This window comes from Hydrogenophaga sp. GW823-FHT04C09, assembly GCF_058796355.1.
Genome location: NZ_JBXAIO010000002.1, coordinates 351,748 through 366,191, shown reverse-complemented (window position 1 = coordinate 366,191; position 14,444 = coordinate 351,748). Strand labels below are relative to the sequence as shown.

Genomic DNA, 14,444 nt, shown 5'->3' with positions numbered 1-14,444 from the left:
AGGGCATACACACAGGCGCCATGAGGGCATCGGCCCGTAAAATGGCCGGTTCCCCGACAGAAAGCCCTTCCCATGAGCCAGCGACGCCTGTTCGTCACCACCGCCCTGCCCTATGCCAACGGCCATTTCCACATCGGCCACATCATGGAGTACATCCAGGCCGACATCTGGGTGCGTTTCCAGCGCATGCAGGGCCATGAGGTGAACTTCGTCTGCGCCGACGACGCGCACGGCGCCCCCATCATGATCGCCGCCGACAAGGCCGGCAAAACCCCGCAGCAGTTCGTGGCCGACATCGCCGCCGGCCGCAAGCCCTACCTGGACGGCTTCCACATCGGCTTCGACAACTGGCACAGCACCGACGGCCCGGAAAACCACGCGCTGGCCCAGGACGTGTACCGCGCGCTCAAGGCCAACGGCCTGATCGAGACGCGCACCATCGAGCAGTTCTTCGACCCCGAGAAGAACATGTTCCTGCCCGACCGCTTCATCAAGGGCGAGTGCCCGAACTGCCACGCCAAGGACCAGTACGGCGACAACTGCGAGGTCTGCAGCAAGGTCTACAGCCCGACCGACCTGATCAACCCCTACTCGGCCCTCTCGGGCGCCAAGCCGGTGCTCAAGCAGTCGGAGCACTTCTTCTTCAAGCTCTCCGACCCGCGCTGCCTGGCCTTTCTTGACCAGTGGACCCAGAGCGGCGCGGTGCAGCCCGAGGTGCTCAACAAGATCAGCGAGTGGATCGAACCCGGCGAGGACGGCAAGCCCAGGATGGGCGACTGGGACATCAGCCGCGACGCGCCCTACTTCGGCATCGAGATCCCGGACGCCCCGGGCAAGTACTTCTACGTGTGGCTGGACGCGCCGGTGGGCTACCTGGCCTCGCTGAAGAACCTGTTCGACAAGACCGGCCGCGACTTCGATGCCTTCATGGCCGACCCGAGCACCGAGCAGTACCACTTCATCGGCAAGGACATCATCACCTTCCACACCCTGTTCTGGCCCGCGATGCTGAAGTTCAGCGGCCGCAAGGTGCCCAACGCGGTGTTCGTGCACGGCTTCCTCACCATCAACAACGGCGAGAAGATGAGCAAGAGCCGGGGCACCGGCCTGGACCCGCTGAAGTACCTGCAGCTGGGCATGAACCCCGAGTGGCTGCGCTACTACCTGGCCGCCAAGCTGAGCAGCCGCAACGAAGACATCGACTTCAACCCCGAAGACTTCATGCTGCGCGTGAACAGCGACCTGGTGGGCAAGTACATCAACATCGCCTCGCGCGCGGCCGGCTTCATCGCCAAGCGCTTCGAGGGCCGCCTGGGTGAGGTCTCGGCCGACGGCGACGCGCTGCTCGACCACCTGCAGAGCGCCGCGCCCAGCGTCGCCGAGCTCTACGCCGAGCGCGAGTACGGCAAGGCGCTGCGCGAGATCATGCTGCTGGCCGACCGCGTGAATGCCTATGTGGACCAGAACAAACCCTGGGAACTCGCCAAGCAGGAGGGCATGGACGGCCGCCTGCACGACGTGTGCACCACCTGCATCGAGGCCTTCCGCCTGCTCACGCTCTACCTCAAGCCAGTGCTGCCCGCGCTCGCCGCGCAGGTGGAGGACTTCCTGCAGGCCGCGCCGCTGCAGTTCGCCCACACCACGCGCCTGCTCGGCAAGGGGCACGCGATCAAGGCCTACCAGCACCTGATGCAGCGCGTGGATGTGAAGCAGCTCGACGCCCTGTTCGAGCCGCCACCGGCGCCCGCGCAGGCCGTCACAGTGCCGGGGGGCGAGCCCATCGCCGACACGATCACCATCGACGACTTCGCCAAGATCGACCTGCGCATCGCGCAGATCGTGAACTGCGAGGCGGTGGAAGGTTCGAGCAAGCTGCTGCGCCTCACGCTCGACGTGGGCGAGGGCCGCACGCGCAACGTGTTCAGCGGCATCGCCAGCGCCTACGCGCCCGAAGACCTGGTGGGCAAGCTCACCGTGGTGGTGGCCAACCTCGCGCCGCGCAAGATGAAGTTCGGCGTCAGCGAAGGCATGGTGCTGGCCGCCAGCCACGCCGACGAGAACGCCGAACCCGGCATCCACGTGCTCAACCCCTGGCCGGGCGCCACGCCGGGCATGCGGGTGCGCTGAACGGCGGTCCGCCCGTGTTCAAACCGATCCGGGGCTTCACCAGTCTGCAGCGCACGCCGCAGACCGATCTGAAGCTCGGCTCGGTGCTGGCCTTCGTGGCCGGAGCGGCCAACGCGGGCGGCCTGCTGGCCGTGGGCCAGTACACCTCGCACATGACGGGCATCGTGTCCTCGGTGGCCGACCACCTGGTGCTGGGCGAACTCACGCTGGCCCTGGCCGGCCTGGGCTCGGTGCTGGCCTTCCTGCTCGGGGCCATGACCACGGCCTGGCTGGTGAACTGGGGCCTGCGCCGCGAACTGCGCAGCGCCTACGGCCTGCCCCTGGTGCTGGAGGCCGCCGCGCTGCTGGTGTTCGGCCTGTTCGGTGCCGCCATGGGTTTCATGACGCCGGTCTTCCTGCCGCTCACCGTGGTGCTGCTGTGTTTCATCATGGGTCTGCAGAACGCGGTGATCACCAAGATCTCGCGCGCGACCATCCGCACCACCCACGTCACCGGCCTGGTGACCGACCTGGGCATCGAGCTGGGCAAGCTGCTCTACGTGAACCGGCAACCGGGCGCCGCGCCGGTGCGGGCCCACCGCGGCCGGCTGCGCGTGCACGGCCAGCTGATCGCCTGCTTCTTCTTCGGCGGGCTCGCGGGCGCGCTGGGCTTCAAGCACCTGGGTTTCATCAGCACCCTGCCGCTGGCGCTGATGCTCCTGCTGCTGGTGATGCGCCCGGCGCTGGACGACTGGCAGCGGCTGCGGGCAGCCGCCTGACCCCGCCGCTCAGCGGTTCTTGTCCAGGTCCGGGTCGCGCACCGACATCGTGCGCACCACCTTGAGGTCGGCGTCGAACACCACGGTGAAGACCTGGGACTCGCCCACGTTCGGGCTTTCGAAGTAGCGCCAGTCGTAGTGCGTCTCGCGCTTGAGCGCGTAGGTGGTGATCTTCATGGGCTTGCCCAGCATGCGGCGCACCGCCTCCATCGGCATGCCGGGCTGCACCTGGGCAAAGGTGCGCGGGTTGAGCACCTGGCGCAGCGAGGCCATCTTGCCGTCCGGGCCGATGGTGATCATGTAGTTGGTGTGGCCCGCGGGCTGGCGGTTGTACTCGTAGATCTGCGCGCCGTCCTCGCCTTCCCACACCGCCTCGGGCGCGCCGAAGCGCTCGCGAACGTCGGCCTCGGTGGACACGCCCTCTTCCAGCTCGCTGATGTTCTGCGGGTCGCAGGCCGCGAGCAGGCCCGCCAGGCCGAGCCCGCCCAGCAACGCCAGCGCGCCACTCCACGTCTTGCCCATCGCCGCTGTTCGCATGTCGGTCCTTGTCCAGATCAAAAGGCCAGTCTAATGCCCGACCCCATGGCTCAAGCTTGGCGGGCGGCACGAACCGTAGCCAAAGGTAACATCGGCCCATGTTCCAAGGCCTGCCGCCCCTGGCGCCGTTCCGCCCCCGCCTGCTGAAAGACCTGCAAGGCTACAACCGCGACAAACTCGCGCGCGACGTGGGTGCGGGTGCCACGGTGGGCATCGTGGCGCTGCCGCTGGCCATGGCCTTCGCGATCGCCAGCGGCCTCAAGCCCGAGGCCGGTCTGTGGACCGCGATCATCGCGGGCTTCCTGATCTCGGCCCTGGGCGGCACATCGATGCAGATCGGCGGCCCGGCCGGCGCCTTCATCGTCATCGTCTACGGCATCGTCGAGCGCTACGGCGTGGCCAACCTGCTGATCGCCACCGCCAGCGCGGGCGTGTTGCTGTTCCTGCTGGGCCTGTTCCGCCTGGGCACGCTGGTGCGCTACGTGCCGGTGAGTGTCGTGATCGGCTTCACCAACGGCATCGCGGTGCTGATCGCGCTGTCGCAGGTGCGCGACCTGCTCGGGCTGGACATCGCGAAGATGCCGGGCAGCTTTTTCGGTCAGATGAAGGCCCTGGCGCAGCACCTCGACAGCTTCAACCCCTTCGCCTTCGCGCTCGGCGGCCTGTGCGTGCTGGGCCTGTTCGTCTGGCCGCGCCTGTGGGCGGTGGACTTCCAGTTCCGCCGCCAGATCGAGAAGCTGGACCGGGTGAGCGCGCTCAAGGCCACCTCGCGCCTGCCCGGCCCGGTGGTGGCCCTGGTCACGCTCACGCTGCTGGCCTGGGCCCTGAGCCTGCCGGTGGAGACCATCGGCACGCGCTTTGGCGGCATCCCGCGCGGCACGCCGGCCTTCGAGCTGCCCGACTTCTCGTGGGAGACGGTGCGCCTGCTGGTCACGCCCACGCTGACCATCGCGCTGCTGGGCGCCATCGAATCGCTGCTGTGCGCGCGCGTGGCCGACCAGCTGAGCGACGCGCCCAAACACGACCCCAACCAGGAGCTGATGGCGCAAGGCATCGCCAACGCCGTGGTGCCGTTTTTCGGCGGCATGCCCGCCACCGGCACCATCGCGCGCACCGTGACCAACATCCGCTCGGGCGCCGCCTCGCCGGTGGCCGGCATGGTGCACGCGCTCACGCTGGCCGCCGTGGTGCTGGTGGCCGCGCCCCTGGCGTACCACATCCCGCTGGCGGTGCTGGCCGGTGTGCTGCTGTTCGTGGCCTGGAACATGGGCGAGTGGCGCGAGTTCGGGCGCCTGAGGCAGTTCAGCAACCACTACCGGTTGATGCTGCTGTCCACCTTCTTCGTCACCATCGTCTTCGACCTCACCGTGGCGGTCGAGCTCGGCCTGGTGCTGGCGGTGGTGCTGTTCGTGCGCCGCCAGAGCGAGATCTTCCGCGCCGAGCCGGTGGCGCGCACCGAGCAGCAGGCCACCTACAAGCTCTACGGCTCGCTGTTCTTCGGCGCCGTGGCCAAGATCGACCCCATCGTCGCGGACGTGGAGCGCTCGCCCACGCCGATCAACGTGATGCTGGACGCCAGCCACATGATCTCGCTCGACACCACCGGGCTGGACGCGCTGGAACAGCTGCACAAGGCGGTGCACAAGCGCGGCGGCCACCTGGGCATGGTGGGCCTGCACGCCCAGCCGCGTTCGCTGATCGAACGCTCGGGCTTCGCGGGGCGGCTGAACACCTTCCAGTGAGGCCCCGGGGCGGCCCGGTAAAATCGGCCTCTTTCCCCCCGCGCACCACCGAGCCCACCATGTCCATCTTCCGCCGCCCCGACTACCAATCCGACACGACGCAGTTCATCGAACAGCTCAAGGCCGGCAAGCCGGGGCTGGAGCAGTCGCAGCGCCAGGGGCGCGCCCTGCTCTGGGACAAGCAGATCGACCGCGAATTCCAGGCCAAGGCCGAGGCCGCCCGCGTGCCCCAGCAGCCCTACGTCTACCAGACCGGTTCCGACCACGCCTGACCGGCCTCCTGAATGAGCGATCCGCACACGCTCAACGAGGCCCCTCAGGGCCTGGACGATGTCCTGCCATCGGTGGTGGACCACGTGGCGCTGGCGCGGCTCTACGGCGAACCGCTGTTCGCCATGCCGCGCGACCTGTACATCCCGCCGGACGCGCTGCAGATCTTCCTGGAGGCCTTCGAGGGCCCGCTGGACCTGCTGCTCTACCTGATCCGCAAGCAGAACTTCAACATCCTCGACATTCCGATGGCGGCGGTGACCCGCCAGTACCTCACCTACGTCGATGAGATCCGCGCCAGCAACCTGGAGCTGGCGGCCGAGTACCTGCTGATGGCGGCCATGCTGATCGAGATCAAGTCGCGCATGCTGCTGCCGCCCAAGAAGACGGCCGAGGGCGAGGAACCGGAAGACCCGCGCGCCGAGCTGGTGCGCCGCCTGCTCGAGTACGAACAAATGAAGCTGGCCGCGCACCGCCTGGCCGACAGCCCGCAGTACGGCCGCGATTTCCTGCGCGCCCAGGTCTATGTGGAACAGGCGCTGGCGCCGCGCTTCCCGGACGTGAACGCGATCGACCTGCAAAGCGCCTGGCGCGACATCCTCAAGCGCGCCAAGCTCGTGCAGCACCACAAGATCAGCCGCGAGGAGCTCTCGGTGCGCGAGCACATGAGCATCGTGCTGCGCCACCTGCAGGGCCGCAAGTTCGTCGAGTTCGGCGAACTGTTCGATCCCTCGCAAGGCTCGCCGGTGCTGGTGGTCACCTTCATCGCCATGCTCGAACTCGCCAAGGAAACGCTGATCGAGCTGACCCAGGCCGAGGCCTTCGCCCCCATCTACGTGCGGCTCGCCTACACCCCTGCATGAGCACCCCCACGCTCCGCCGCTGCGCGGGTCGCTGCCCCCCGAGGGGGCTGGGCCGCCTTGGGAGCGGCCCGGCGTCGGCCCTGTCCCTCTTCCTCCTCTCTCCGCCATGACCGACCAACACCGCTTCGACGTCCTCATCATCGGCAGCGGCCTGGCCGGTCTCACCGCCGCGCTGCACCTGGCCAAGACCCACCGCGTGGCGGTGATCACCAAGCGCGCGCTCAGCGACGGCTCGAGCAACTGGGCGCAGGGCGGCATTGCCGCCGTGCTGGCCCAGGGCGACAGCGTGGCCTCGCACGTGGAAGACACCCTGGTGGCCGGCGCCGGCCTGTGCGACCTGGAAGCCACGCAGTTCACGGTGGAGAACGCCCCGGCCGCCATCGCCTGGCTGCAGGAACTCGGCGTGCCGTTCTCGCTGGAAGACGGCGAGCTGCACCTGACCCGCGAGGGCGGCCACAGCCACCGCCGCATCGTGCACGCGGCCGACGCCACCGGCGCGGCGGTGCAGGCCACGCTGATCGATCGCGTGCGCGCCACGCCCGAGATCCAGCTGTTCGAGCACCACATGCTGGTCGACCTCATCACCGACCGCAAACACCCGGGCACCGATGGCCAGCCGCGCTGCTTCGGCGCCTACGTGCTGGACACCGAGCGCGACGAGGTCCTGACCTTCAGCGCCACCCATACCGTGCTGGCCACGGGCGGCGCGGGCAAGGTCTACCTCTACACCACCAACCCCGACACCGCGACCGGTGACGGCATCGCCGCGGCCTGGCGCGCCGGCTGCCAGGTGGGGAACATGGAATTCATCCAGTTCCACCCGACCTGCCTGTACCACCCGCACGCCAAGAGCTTCCTCATCACCGAGGCGGTGCGCGGCGAGGGCGGCCACCTCAAGCTGCCGCCCCACCTGGGCAGCCACCGTTTCATGCCCGACCACGACCCGCGCGCCGAACTCGCGCCGCGCGACGTGGTGGCGCGCGCGATCGACTTCGAGATGAAGAAGCACGGGCTGGACTGCGTGCACCTGGACATCTCGCACCAGCCGCCCGAGTTCCTGCACGAGCACTTCCCCAACATCCTCGCGCGCTGCGCCGAGCTGGGCATCGACATCACGCGCGAGCCGATTCCCGTGGTGCCGGCCGCGCACTACACCTGCGGCGGCGTGGTGACCGACCTGGCCGGCCACACCGACATCGCCGGCCTGTACGCGGTGGGCGAAACCACCTGCACCGGCCTGCACGGCGCCAACCGCCTGGCCAGCAACTCGCTGGTGGAGTGCATGGTGTTCGCGCAAGGCGCGGTCAACGCGATCCGCAACGCCCCGGCGGCACCCGCCGCGCCGGCCGCGCCGCTGTGGGACGACAGCCGCGTGACCGACGCCGACGAGCAGGTGGTGATCTCGCACAACTGGGACGAGCTGCGCCGCTTCATGTGGGACTACGTGGGCATCGTGCGCACCAACAAGCGGCTGGAGCGCGCGGCGCACCGCATCGCGCTGCTGCAGCGCGAGATCCAGGAGTTCTACTCGCAGTTCCACGTCACGCGCGACCTGCTGGAGCTGCGCAACCTGGTGCAGGTGGCCGACCTGATCGTGAAGTCCGCCCTGTTGCGGCACGAGAGCCGCGGCCTGCACTTCAGCCGCGACTACCCCGGGCTGCTGCCCGAGGCAAAACCGACGATCCTCGTTCCCCCGAGCCGATAAACCGGGTTCAGGCCGCGCCGATGTTCGGGATGAGCGCGCCGGGGTTCTGACCGTTGCGCTGCGCACCGGTGAAGGCCAGCATGCGGTCGATCGGCCGGCGCGCCAGCGGGATCAGCGCCGGGTCGACGTGGATCTCGTTGAGGCCTTTTTCCAGGATCTGCGCCACGCCCGCCAGGCCGTTCATCGCCATCCAGGGGCAGTGCGCGCAGCTCTTGCAGGTGGCGCTGTTGCCGGCCGTGGGCGCCTCGATGAACACCTTGCCCGGATTCTGCTGGCGCAGCATGTGCATCATGCCGTTGTCGGTCGCGACGATGAACTCGGGCGCGTCCAGCGTGCGCGCGGCCTTCAGGATGGCCGAGGTCGAGCCCACGGCATCGGCCAGCGCGATTACGTCGGCCGGGCTTTCCGGGTGCACCAGCACCTTGGCTTTGGGGTGCTCCTTCTTGAGCGCTTCGAGCTCGAAGGCCTTGAACTCATCGTGCACGATGCACGAGCCGGTCCACATCACCATGTCGGCGCCGGTCTCGCGCTGGATGTAGGCCCCCAGGTGCTTGTCGGGCGCCCACAGGATCTTGTGGCCCTTCTCCTTGAGCGCCTGCACGATGTCGAGCGCGCAGCTGGAGGTGACCAGCCAGTCCGAGCGCGCCTTCACGGCCGCGCTGGTGTTGGCGTAGACCACCACGGTGCGGTCGGGGTGGGCGTCGCAGAAGGCGTTGAACTCGTCGATCGGGCAACCCAGGTCAAGCGAGCAGTTCGCATCGAGGTCGGGCATGAGCACGGTCTTTTCGGGGCTCAGGATCTTGGCGGTCTCGCCCATGAAGCGCACGCCCGAGACCACCAGCGTGGTGGCCGCGTGGTCGCGGCCGAAGCGCGCCATCTCCAGCGAATCGCTCACGATGCCGCCGGTCTCGATGGCGAGGTCCTGCAGGTCGGGGTGCACGTAGTAGTGCGACACCATGACCGCGTTGCGCTCCTTCAGCAACTGGCGGATGCGCTCCTTGAGCGCGGCGCGCTGCTTCGGGCCGGGCTCGACCGGCACGCGCGCCCAGGCATGCTGCGTGGGGCAGGCCGGCTGTTCGTATTCCACGTCGATGACGGAAGGGTCTGCGGTGTTCATGGGGTCGTTGTGTCTCGGAGTTCCGACGCCTCAGAGCGTCTGGAAACGCATGGAAAAGTCGGTGGCCTTGACGTCCTTGGTGAGGGCGCCGACAGAGATGCGGTCGACCCCGGTTTCTGCAAGGGCCCGCACGGTGTCCAGGTTCACGCCACCGGAGATTTCAAGAATCGCGCGGCCGGCGTTGAGCCGCACCGCCGCGTGGAGCGTGGGGATGTCCATGTTGTCGAGCAGCACCATGGTGGCGCCGCAGGCCAGGGCCTCTTCGAGCTGGGCCAGGGTCTCGACCTCGATCTCGACGAAACGCGCCTCCGGCGCGGTCTCGCGCACGCGCTGCAGCACCTGGGCCACGCCGCCGGCCGCGGCAATGTGGTTTTCCTTGATCAGCACCGCGTCGTACAGGCCGATGCGGTGGTTCACGCCGCCGCCGGCCTTCACCGCGTATTTCTGGGCCAGGCGCAGGCCCGGCAGGGTCTTGCGCGTGTCCACGATCTGCGCGCGCGTGCCGGCCACGGTGTCGACGAAGGTGGCGGTCTTGGTGGCCACGGCCGAGAGCAGCTGCAGGAAGTTGAGCGCGGTGCGCTCGGCCGTGAGCAGCGCCTGCGCGCGGCCTTCGATGGCGAGCACGGTCTGGTCGGCGGCGCAGCGCTGGCCTTCGCCCACGTGCCAGGTCAGCGTGGCCTGGGGGTCGAGCGCGTGCACGGCGGCTTCCACCCAGGGCGTGCCGCAGATCACGGCCGCTTCGCGCGCCAGAATGCGCGCCTGCGCGGGGCGCTGCGCGTCCACCAGCGCGGCGGTCAGGTCACCCGCGCCCACGTCTTCGGCCAGCGCCAGCGCCACGTCGCGCCGGGCCAGCTCCTGCACGTCGGCCTGGGTGAATTCAGAGAGGTGTTTCATGGGGCGCAAGCATAGCGGTTTGGTCTATAGTGCCCGATTCTCACCCACCCCCAACCCCTGCGGGATTTCCAGATGAGCACCCCCACAAACCCCACGCCCATGGCCACCCCCTACGGCACCCTGCCCGCGGCCTCGCCCCTGCCCCAGCGCAAGCCGGTGAGCCTGCCCCGGTTGAACGAGCTGCGCGAGCGGGGCGAGAAGATCACCATGCTCACCGCCTACGACGCGACCTTCGCCGCCGTGGCCGACGCCGCCGGCGTGGAATGCATCCTGGTCGGTGATTCGCTGGGCATGGTGTGCCAGGGCCTGGCCAGCACGGCCGGCGTGACGCTGGAGACCATGGCCTACCACGTGGAGAGCGTGGCGCGCGGCCTGCGCCGCGTGCAGGGCACGGCCTGGCTGCTCGGTGACCTGCCGTTCGGCAGCTACCACGAGTCCAAGGAACAGGCCATGCGCAGCGCGGCGCAGCTGGTGCATGCGGGCGCCCACATGATCAAGCTCGAAGGCGGCGGCTGGACGGCCGAGACCGTGCGGTTCCTGGTGGAGCGCGGCATTCCCGTGTGCGCCCACCTGGGCCTGACCCCGCAGACCGTGCACGCCCTGGGCGGCTACCGCGTGCAAGGCCGTGGCGACGCGGCCGCGCTCACGCTCAAGCGCCACGCGCTGGAGCTGCAGGACGCCGGCGCCACCATGCTGGTGCTCGAGATGGTGCCGGCCGCGCTGTCGGCCGAGATCACCGGCCAGCTGCCGCACTGCCACACCATCGGCATCGGCGCGGGCAAGGGCACGGCCGGCCAGGTGCTGGTGATGCACGACATGCTCGGTGTCAACCTGGGCAAGAACCCGAAGTTCGTGCGCAACTTCATGGAAGGCGCCAGCAGCGTGCGCGACGCCATGGCCGCCTACGTGGCCGCGGTGAAGGACGGCAGCTTCCCCGACGACAGCCTGCACGCCTGGTAAATCAACGATCCACCCATGAAACTCGTTCACACCATCGAAGAGTTGCGCGCCACGCTGCGGCCCTTCAACGCGCCTGCCCTCGTGCCCACCATGGGCAACCTGCACGACGGCCACCTGGATCTGGTGCGCGCCGCCAAACCCCTGGGCGACGTGACCGTCGCCAGCATCTTCGTCAACCGCCTGCAGTTCGCGCCGCACGAGGACTTCGACACCTATCCCCGCACCCTGCAGGCCGATTGCGACAAGCTCGCCGCCGAAGGCTGCGACGTGGTGTTCGCCCCGTCGGAAAAGGAGCTGTACCCCGAGCCCCAGGGCTTCAAGGTGCAGCCGCCCGCCGAGCTGGCCGACATCCTCGAAGGCCATTTCCGGCCCGGTTTCTTCACCGGGGTCTGCACCGTGGTGATGAAGCTGTTCCAGTGCGTGCTGACCGAGGGCAAGGGCCCGCGCCACGCGGTCTTCGGCCAGAAGGACTACCAGCAGCAGATGGTGATCCGCCGCATGGCGCAGCAGTTCGCCCTGCCGGTGACCATCGTGAGCGTGCCCACGCAGCGCGCGGCCGATGGCCTGGCGCTGAGTTCGCGCAATGGTTACCTGAGCGAGACCGAACGCGCCGAGGCGGTGCAGCTCTCGCTGGCCTTGCGGGCGCTGGGGCGCGACGCCCTGGCCGCCGCCGATGGCCTGGCGCGGCACCTGCCGGGGCTGGAAGAACGCGCCATGAAGGCCCTGGCCGCGCGCGGCTGGCAGCCCGACTACCTCACCGTGCGCCGCCGCGCCGACCTGCAGGCGCCGCAGGCCGGCGACCCGCTGGTGGTGCTGGGCGCCGCGCGCCTGGGCAAGACGCGCCTGATCGACAACTTCGAAATCTGAGCTCCCGGAGGTCCGCCATGCTGCAACTGCGCCCCAATTGCGAATGCTGCAACCGGGACTTGCCCAACGAAAGCACCGAGGCGCGCATCTGCACCTTCGAATGCACGTTCTGCAGCGACTGCGCCGACACCCGGCTGAACCACATCTGCCCCAATTGCGGCGGTGAACTGGTGCGTCGCCCACGCCGGCCGGCGGCGGCGCTGGCGCGGCATCCGGCCTCGACCGAGCGCGTGCTCAAGCCCGAAGGCTGCGCATCAGCGGCGGCCTAGAGGCCTTCTTCTTTCGGGTCGCGCCCCATGAGCGCGGCCACGGCCTGCGCTGGCTTGAGCCGGCCTTCGATCAAGGCCACCACGCCCTCGCTGATCGGCATGTCCACGCCGAGCAGGCGCGCGCGCTGCACCGCGGTGCGGGCGCTGTACACGCCCTCGGCCACGTGGCCCAGCGAGTCCACCGCCTGCTGAAGGCTCATGCCCTGCGCCAGCAGCTGGCCGACACGGCGGTTGCGCGAGAGATCGCCGGTGGCGGTGAGCACCAGATCACCCAGGCCCGACAGGCCCATGAAGGTCTCGGCGCGCGCGCCGAGGGCCAACCCCAGGCGCGTCATTTCGGCCAGGCCGCGCGTGATCAGCGCGGCGCGCGCGTTCAGGCCCAGGTCCAGGCCGTCGCACAGGCCGGTGGCGATGGCCAGCAGGTTCTTCACCGCGCCACCCACCTCCACGCCCACGATGTCCTCGTTGGCGTACACGCGCAGCGTGGGGCTGTGGAACGCGGCCACCAGCATGTCGCGCACGCTGGCGTGTTCGCTCGCGGCCACCAAGGCGGTCGGTTGGCCCCGCGCCACTTCCTGCGCGAAGCTCGGGCCGCTGAGCACCCCGGCCTTGAGCCGTGGCGCCACCTGGGCGCGCACCTCATGGCCCAGCAGGCCATGGTGGCCCTCGCGCGGTGCCTCGAAACCCTTGCAGAGCCAGGCCACGGGCGCGGGATGCGATGCCAGCACCTGCAACATGCCGCGCAGGCCCGACATGGGCGTGCCGATGATCAGCAGATCGGCCTCGGCCAAGGCCTTCGAGGACGCGTCCAGCGGACCGGCATCGATGCCCACCGAGGGCGGCAGAGCCACGCCCGGCAGGTAGCGCCGGTTCTCGCGCTGCGCGCGCATGTCATCGGCCTGCTGCGCATCGCGCGCCCACAGCGTCACCTGGCGGAACTCGCCGCCCTGGGCGGCCGCGCCGACGGCCAGGGCGGTGCCCCAGGCGCCCGCTCCGAGCACGACGATGTTCATGGGTCCCCCGCGAGAGGACTTACTGCGTGACGATGCGCGGTGCGTCGTCGGCGGCTTGCGCCTGCTGCTGCTCGTACATGGCCTGGAAGTTGATCTCGGCCAAGTGCACCGGCGGGAAACCGCCGCGCTGGACGATGTCGGCCACGTTGCTGCGCAGGTAGGGGTAGACGATCTGCGGGCAGGCGATGCCCATGATCGGGCCCATCTGGTCCTGCGGCAGGTTGCGGATCTCGAAGATGCCGGCTTGTTTGGCCTCGACCAGGAACACGGTCTTGTCCTTGATCTTGGTGGTCACCGTGGCGGTGACGCAGACCTCGTACACGCCATCGGCCACCGGGCTGGCTTCCACGCCGAGCTGGATGTCCACCGTGGGCTGCTCCTGCTCCAGCAGGATGGCCGGGGAATTGGGTTGCTCCAGGGACGCTTCCTTGAGGTAGACGCGCTGGATCTGGAAGATGGGGTCCTGGTTTTCTGCCATGGTGGTGTCTCGAAAGATTCGGGGAGGAAAAAACAAACCCGCCGGGGATCGAAGTCCCTGCGGCGGGCACTGCCCGGGATTATGTCAGCCCGGCAAGGCGGCTTTGTGACTCAGGCCTGCAGCATCGGCACCAGGCCGCCGCGCCCGTCGAGCGCGTGCAGGTCGTCGCAGCCGCCCACATGGGTGTCCCCGATGAAGATCTGCGGCACGCTGGTGCGCCCGGTGAGCTGGGTCATCTGGGCGCGCAGTTCGGGTCTGCCATCCACGTACACCTCTTCCAGGTCGGACACGCCCCGCCGGTCGAGCAGGGCCCGGGCCCGGCTGCAATACGGGCAGTACGCGCTGGTGAACATCTTGACCTTGGCCATGCGGAAATCCTGTCGAACCCGATGAAAAACAAGCCCAGATGATCAGGCTTTTTCCACGGGCAGGTTGGCGGTGCGCCAGGCACCCATGCCACCGGTCAGGGCATGCGCATTCTCGTAACCCAGCTTCTTGGCGATGGCCACGCCCTTGTTCGCGCTCGCGCCATTGGCGCACACGAAGATCAGCGGCAGCGCCTTGTTCTTGACCGTGGTGGGCAGCTTGGCCTCCAGGTCGGCCAGAGGCAGGTTTTTCGCGCCGATCACGTGGCCCGACGCAAAACCGTCGGCGTCGCGCACGTCCACCACCACCGCCTTGTCGCGGTTCATGAGCTGCACGGCCTCGGTCGTGTTGAGGGACCCCGCGCGACCGCCGGCAGAGGCCAGCGGCCAGAGCAGGAAGGCCCCCGACGTGATGGCCACGGCAATCAGAACCCAGTTTTCGATGAAGAAACTCACAGATACACCTTTCGAGTAAGCCC

Annotated in this window: 16 protein-coding genes; 9 read left to right on the top strand and 7 right to left on the bottom strand. The window is 68.8% G+C overall.

Annotated elements, in window-relative coordinates:
• Nucleotides 1-72: 72 nt before the first annotated feature.
• Both metG and AC1Q9M_RS06935 read left to right on the top strand, forming a co-directional pair.
• Nucleotides 73-2,127, top strand: a complete 2,055-nt coding sequence (gene metG / locus AC1Q9M_RS06940; protein ID WP_444688408.1) for a methionine--tRNA ligase — start codon at nucleotides 73-75, stop codon at nucleotides 2,125-2,127.
• A 14-nt stretch (nucleotides 2,128-2,141) separates the two neighbouring features.
• Nucleotides 2,142-2,885 carry a YoaK family protein gene (locus AC1Q9M_RS06935; RefSeq protein WP_291115017.1) on the top strand — a complete coding sequence of 248 codons (744 nt, stop codon included), beginning with the start codon at nucleotides 2,142-2,144 and terminating at the stop codon, nucleotides 2,883-2,885.
• A gap of 9 nt (nucleotides 2,886-2,894) precedes the next feature.
• Here the strand turns inward: AC1Q9M_RS06935 and bamE are convergent, their stop codons facing one another.
• Complete coding sequence (gene bamE / locus AC1Q9M_RS06930; RefSeq protein ID WP_444688409.1) at nucleotides 2,895-3,422, bottom strand: outer membrane protein assembly factor BamE domain-containing protein; 528 nt, start codon at nucleotides 3,420-3,422, stop codon at nucleotides 2,895-2,897.
• A gap of 98 nt (nucleotides 3,423-3,520) precedes the next feature.
• On the opposite strand from bamE, the gene AC1Q9M_RS06925 reads away from it, so the two are divergent.
• The 4 genes from AC1Q9M_RS06925 to nadB all read left to right on the top strand — a co-directional run bounded on the left by AC1Q9M_RS06925 (nucleotide 3,521) and on the right by nadB (nucleotide 8,002).
• Nucleotides 3,521-5,164 carry a SulP family inorganic anion transporter gene (locus AC1Q9M_RS06925; protein ID WP_492433028.1) on the top strand — a complete coding sequence of 548 codons (1,644 nt, stop codon included), beginning with the start codon at nucleotides 3,521-3,523 and terminating at the stop codon, nucleotides 5,162-5,164.
• Nucleotides 5,165-5,223: 59 nt separating this feature from the next.
• Nucleotides 5,224-5,436, top strand: a complete 213-nt coding sequence (locus AC1Q9M_RS06920) for a DUF3460 family protein (protein ID WP_297398212.1) — start codon at nucleotides 5,224-5,226, stop codon at nucleotides 5,434-5,436.
• A 12-nt stretch (nucleotides 5,437-5,448) separates the two neighbouring features.
• The gene (locus AC1Q9M_RS06915) at nucleotides 5,449-6,297 is read left to right on the top strand and encodes a segregation and condensation protein A (protein ID WP_382161177.1); all 849 of its coding nucleotides are present in this window, start codon (nucleotides 5,449-5,451) and stop codon (nucleotides 6,295-6,297) included.
• Between the two features lie 106 nt (nucleotides 6,298-6,403).
• Nucleotides 6,404-8,002 (top strand): L-aspartate oxidase, encoded by a 1,599-nt coding sequence (gene nadB / locus AC1Q9M_RS06910; protein ID WP_492433025.1) that lies wholly within the window; start codon nucleotides 6,404-6,406, stop codon nucleotides 8,000-8,002.
• 7 nt (nucleotides 8,003-8,009) lie between these two features.
• Here the strand turns inward: nadB and nadA are convergent, their stop codons facing one another.
• Both nadA and nadC read right to left on the bottom strand, forming a co-directional pair.
• Entirely contained in the window at nucleotides 8,010-9,119 is a 1,110-nt protein-coding gene (nadA, locus tag AC1Q9M_RS06905) for a quinolinate synthase NadA (protein ID WP_382323408.1), read from the bottom strand.
• A 30-nt stretch (nucleotides 9,120-9,149) separates the two neighbouring features.
• The gene (gene nadC, locus AC1Q9M_RS06900) at nucleotides 9,150-10,013 is read right to left on the bottom strand and encodes a carboxylating nicotinate-nucleotide diphosphorylase (protein WP_444688413.1); all 864 of its coding nucleotides are present in this window, start codon (nucleotides 10,011-10,013) and stop codon (nucleotides 9,150-9,152) included.
• 72 nt (nucleotides 10,014-10,085) lie between these two features.
• Between nadC and panB the strand changes: the two genes are divergently transcribed.
• Genes panB through AC1Q9M_RS06885 form a run of 3 tightly spaced genes read left to right on the top strand, consistent with a single transcriptional unit; the run spans nucleotide 10,086 to nucleotide 12,109 of the window.
• Complete coding sequence (gene panB, locus AC1Q9M_RS06895) at nucleotides 10,086-10,973, top strand: 3-methyl-2-oxobutanoate hydroxymethyltransferase (protein WP_382161190.1); 888 nt, start codon at nucleotides 10,086-10,088, stop codon at nucleotides 10,971-10,973.
• 15 nt (nucleotides 10,974-10,988) lie between these two features.
• Nucleotides 10,989-11,840, top strand: a complete 852-nt coding sequence (gene panC, locus AC1Q9M_RS06890) for a pantoate--beta-alanine ligase (RefSeq protein WP_382323405.1) — start codon at nucleotides 10,989-10,991, stop codon at nucleotides 11,838-11,840.
• Between the two features lie 17 nt (nucleotides 11,841-11,857).
• Nucleotides 11,858-12,109 (top strand): DUF1272 domain-containing protein, encoded by a 252-nt coding sequence (locus AC1Q9M_RS06885; protein ID WP_382323404.1) that lies wholly within the window; start codon nucleotides 11,858-11,860, stop codon nucleotides 12,107-12,109.
• Here the strand turns inward: AC1Q9M_RS06885 and AC1Q9M_RS06880 are convergent.
• The 4 genes from AC1Q9M_RS06880 to AC1Q9M_RS06865 all read right to left on the bottom strand — a co-directional run bounded on the left by AC1Q9M_RS06880 (nucleotide 12,106) and on the right by AC1Q9M_RS06865 (nucleotide 14,421).
• On the bottom strand, nucleotides 12,106-13,122 hold the full coding sequence (locus AC1Q9M_RS06880) for an NAD(P)H-dependent glycerol-3-phosphate dehydrogenase (RefSeq protein ID WP_382161195.1): 1,017 nt from the start codon (nucleotides 13,120-13,122) through the stop codon (nucleotides 12,106-12,108). The two genes, AC1Q9M_RS06885 and AC1Q9M_RS06880, sit on opposite strands and share 4 nt — an antisense overlap.
• A gap of 19 nt (nucleotides 13,123-13,141) precedes the next feature.
• Nucleotides 13,142-13,600 carry a protein-export chaperone SecB gene (gene secB, locus AC1Q9M_RS06875; protein WP_291114995.1) on the bottom strand — a complete coding sequence of 153 codons (459 nt, stop codon included), beginning with the start codon at nucleotides 13,598-13,600 and terminating at the stop codon, nucleotides 13,142-13,144.
• 110 nt (nucleotides 13,601-13,710) lie between these two features.
• A complete protein-coding gene (gene grxC, locus AC1Q9M_RS06870) occupies nucleotides 13,711-13,968 on the bottom strand; it encodes a glutaredoxin 3 (protein ID WP_492433021.1) in 258 nt (85 codons plus the stop codon).
• A gap of 42 nt (nucleotides 13,969-14,010) precedes the next feature.
• The gene (locus tag AC1Q9M_RS06865) at nucleotides 14,011-14,421 is read right to left on the bottom strand and encodes a rhodanese-like domain-containing protein (protein ID WP_382161198.1); all 411 of its coding nucleotides are present in this window, start codon (nucleotides 14,419-14,421) and stop codon (nucleotides 14,011-14,013) included.
• Nucleotides 14,422-14,444 lie beyond the last annotated feature (23 nt).

Excerpts from the sequence above, each read along its gene's own strand:
- metG (WP_444688408.1), top strand. The coding sequence starts at position 73 with ATGAGCCAGCGACGCCTGTTCGTCACCACCGCCCTGCCCTATGCCAAC.
- bamE (WP_444688409.1), bottom strand. The coding sequence starts at position 3,422 with ATGCGAACAGCGGCGATGGGCAAGACGTGGAGTGGCGCGCTGGCGTTG.
- AC1Q9M_RS06925 (WP_492433028.1), top strand. The coding sequence starts at position 3,521 with ATGTTCCAAGGCCTGCCGCCCCTGGCGCCGTTCCGCCCCCGCCTGCTG.
- AC1Q9M_RS06920 (WP_297398212.1), top strand. The coding sequence starts at position 5,224 with ATGTCCATCTTCCGCCGCCCCGACTACCAATCCGACACGACGCAGTTC.
- AC1Q9M_RS06915 (WP_382161177.1), top strand. The coding sequence starts at position 5,449 with ATGAGCGATCCGCACACGCTCAACGAGGCCCCTCAGGGCCTGGACGAT.
- nadB (WP_492433025.1), top strand. The coding sequence starts at position 6,404 with ATGACCGACCAACACCGCTTCGACGTCCTCATCATCGGCAGCGGCCTG.
- nadA (WP_382323408.1), bottom strand. The coding sequence starts at position 9,119 with ATGAACACCGCAGACCCTTCCGTCATCGACGTGGAATACGAACAGCCG.
- nadC (WP_444688413.1), bottom strand. The coding sequence starts at position 10,013 with ATGAAACACCTCTCTGAATTCACCCAGGCCGACGTGCAGGAGCTGGCC.
- panB (WP_382161190.1), top strand. The coding sequence starts at position 10,086 with ATGAGCACCCCCACAAACCCCACGCCCATGGCCACCCCCTACGGCACC.
- panC (WP_382323405.1), top strand. The coding sequence starts at position 10,989 with ATGAAACTCGTTCACACCATCGAAGAGTTGCGCGCCACGCTGCGGCCC.
- AC1Q9M_RS06885 (WP_382323404.1), top strand. The coding sequence starts at position 11,858 with ATGCTGCAACTGCGCCCCAATTGCGAATGCTGCAACCGGGACTTGCCC.
- AC1Q9M_RS06880 (WP_382161195.1), bottom strand. The coding sequence starts at position 13,122 with ATGAACATCGTCGTGCTCGGAGCGGGCGCCTGGGGCACCGCCCTGGCC.
- secB (WP_291114995.1), bottom strand. The coding sequence starts at position 13,600 with ATGGCAGAAAACCAGGACCCCATCTTCCAGATCCAGCGCGTCTACCTC.
- grxC (WP_492433021.1), bottom strand. The coding sequence starts at position 13,968 with ATGGCCAAGGTCAAGATGTTCACCAGCGCGTACTGCCCGTATTGCAGC.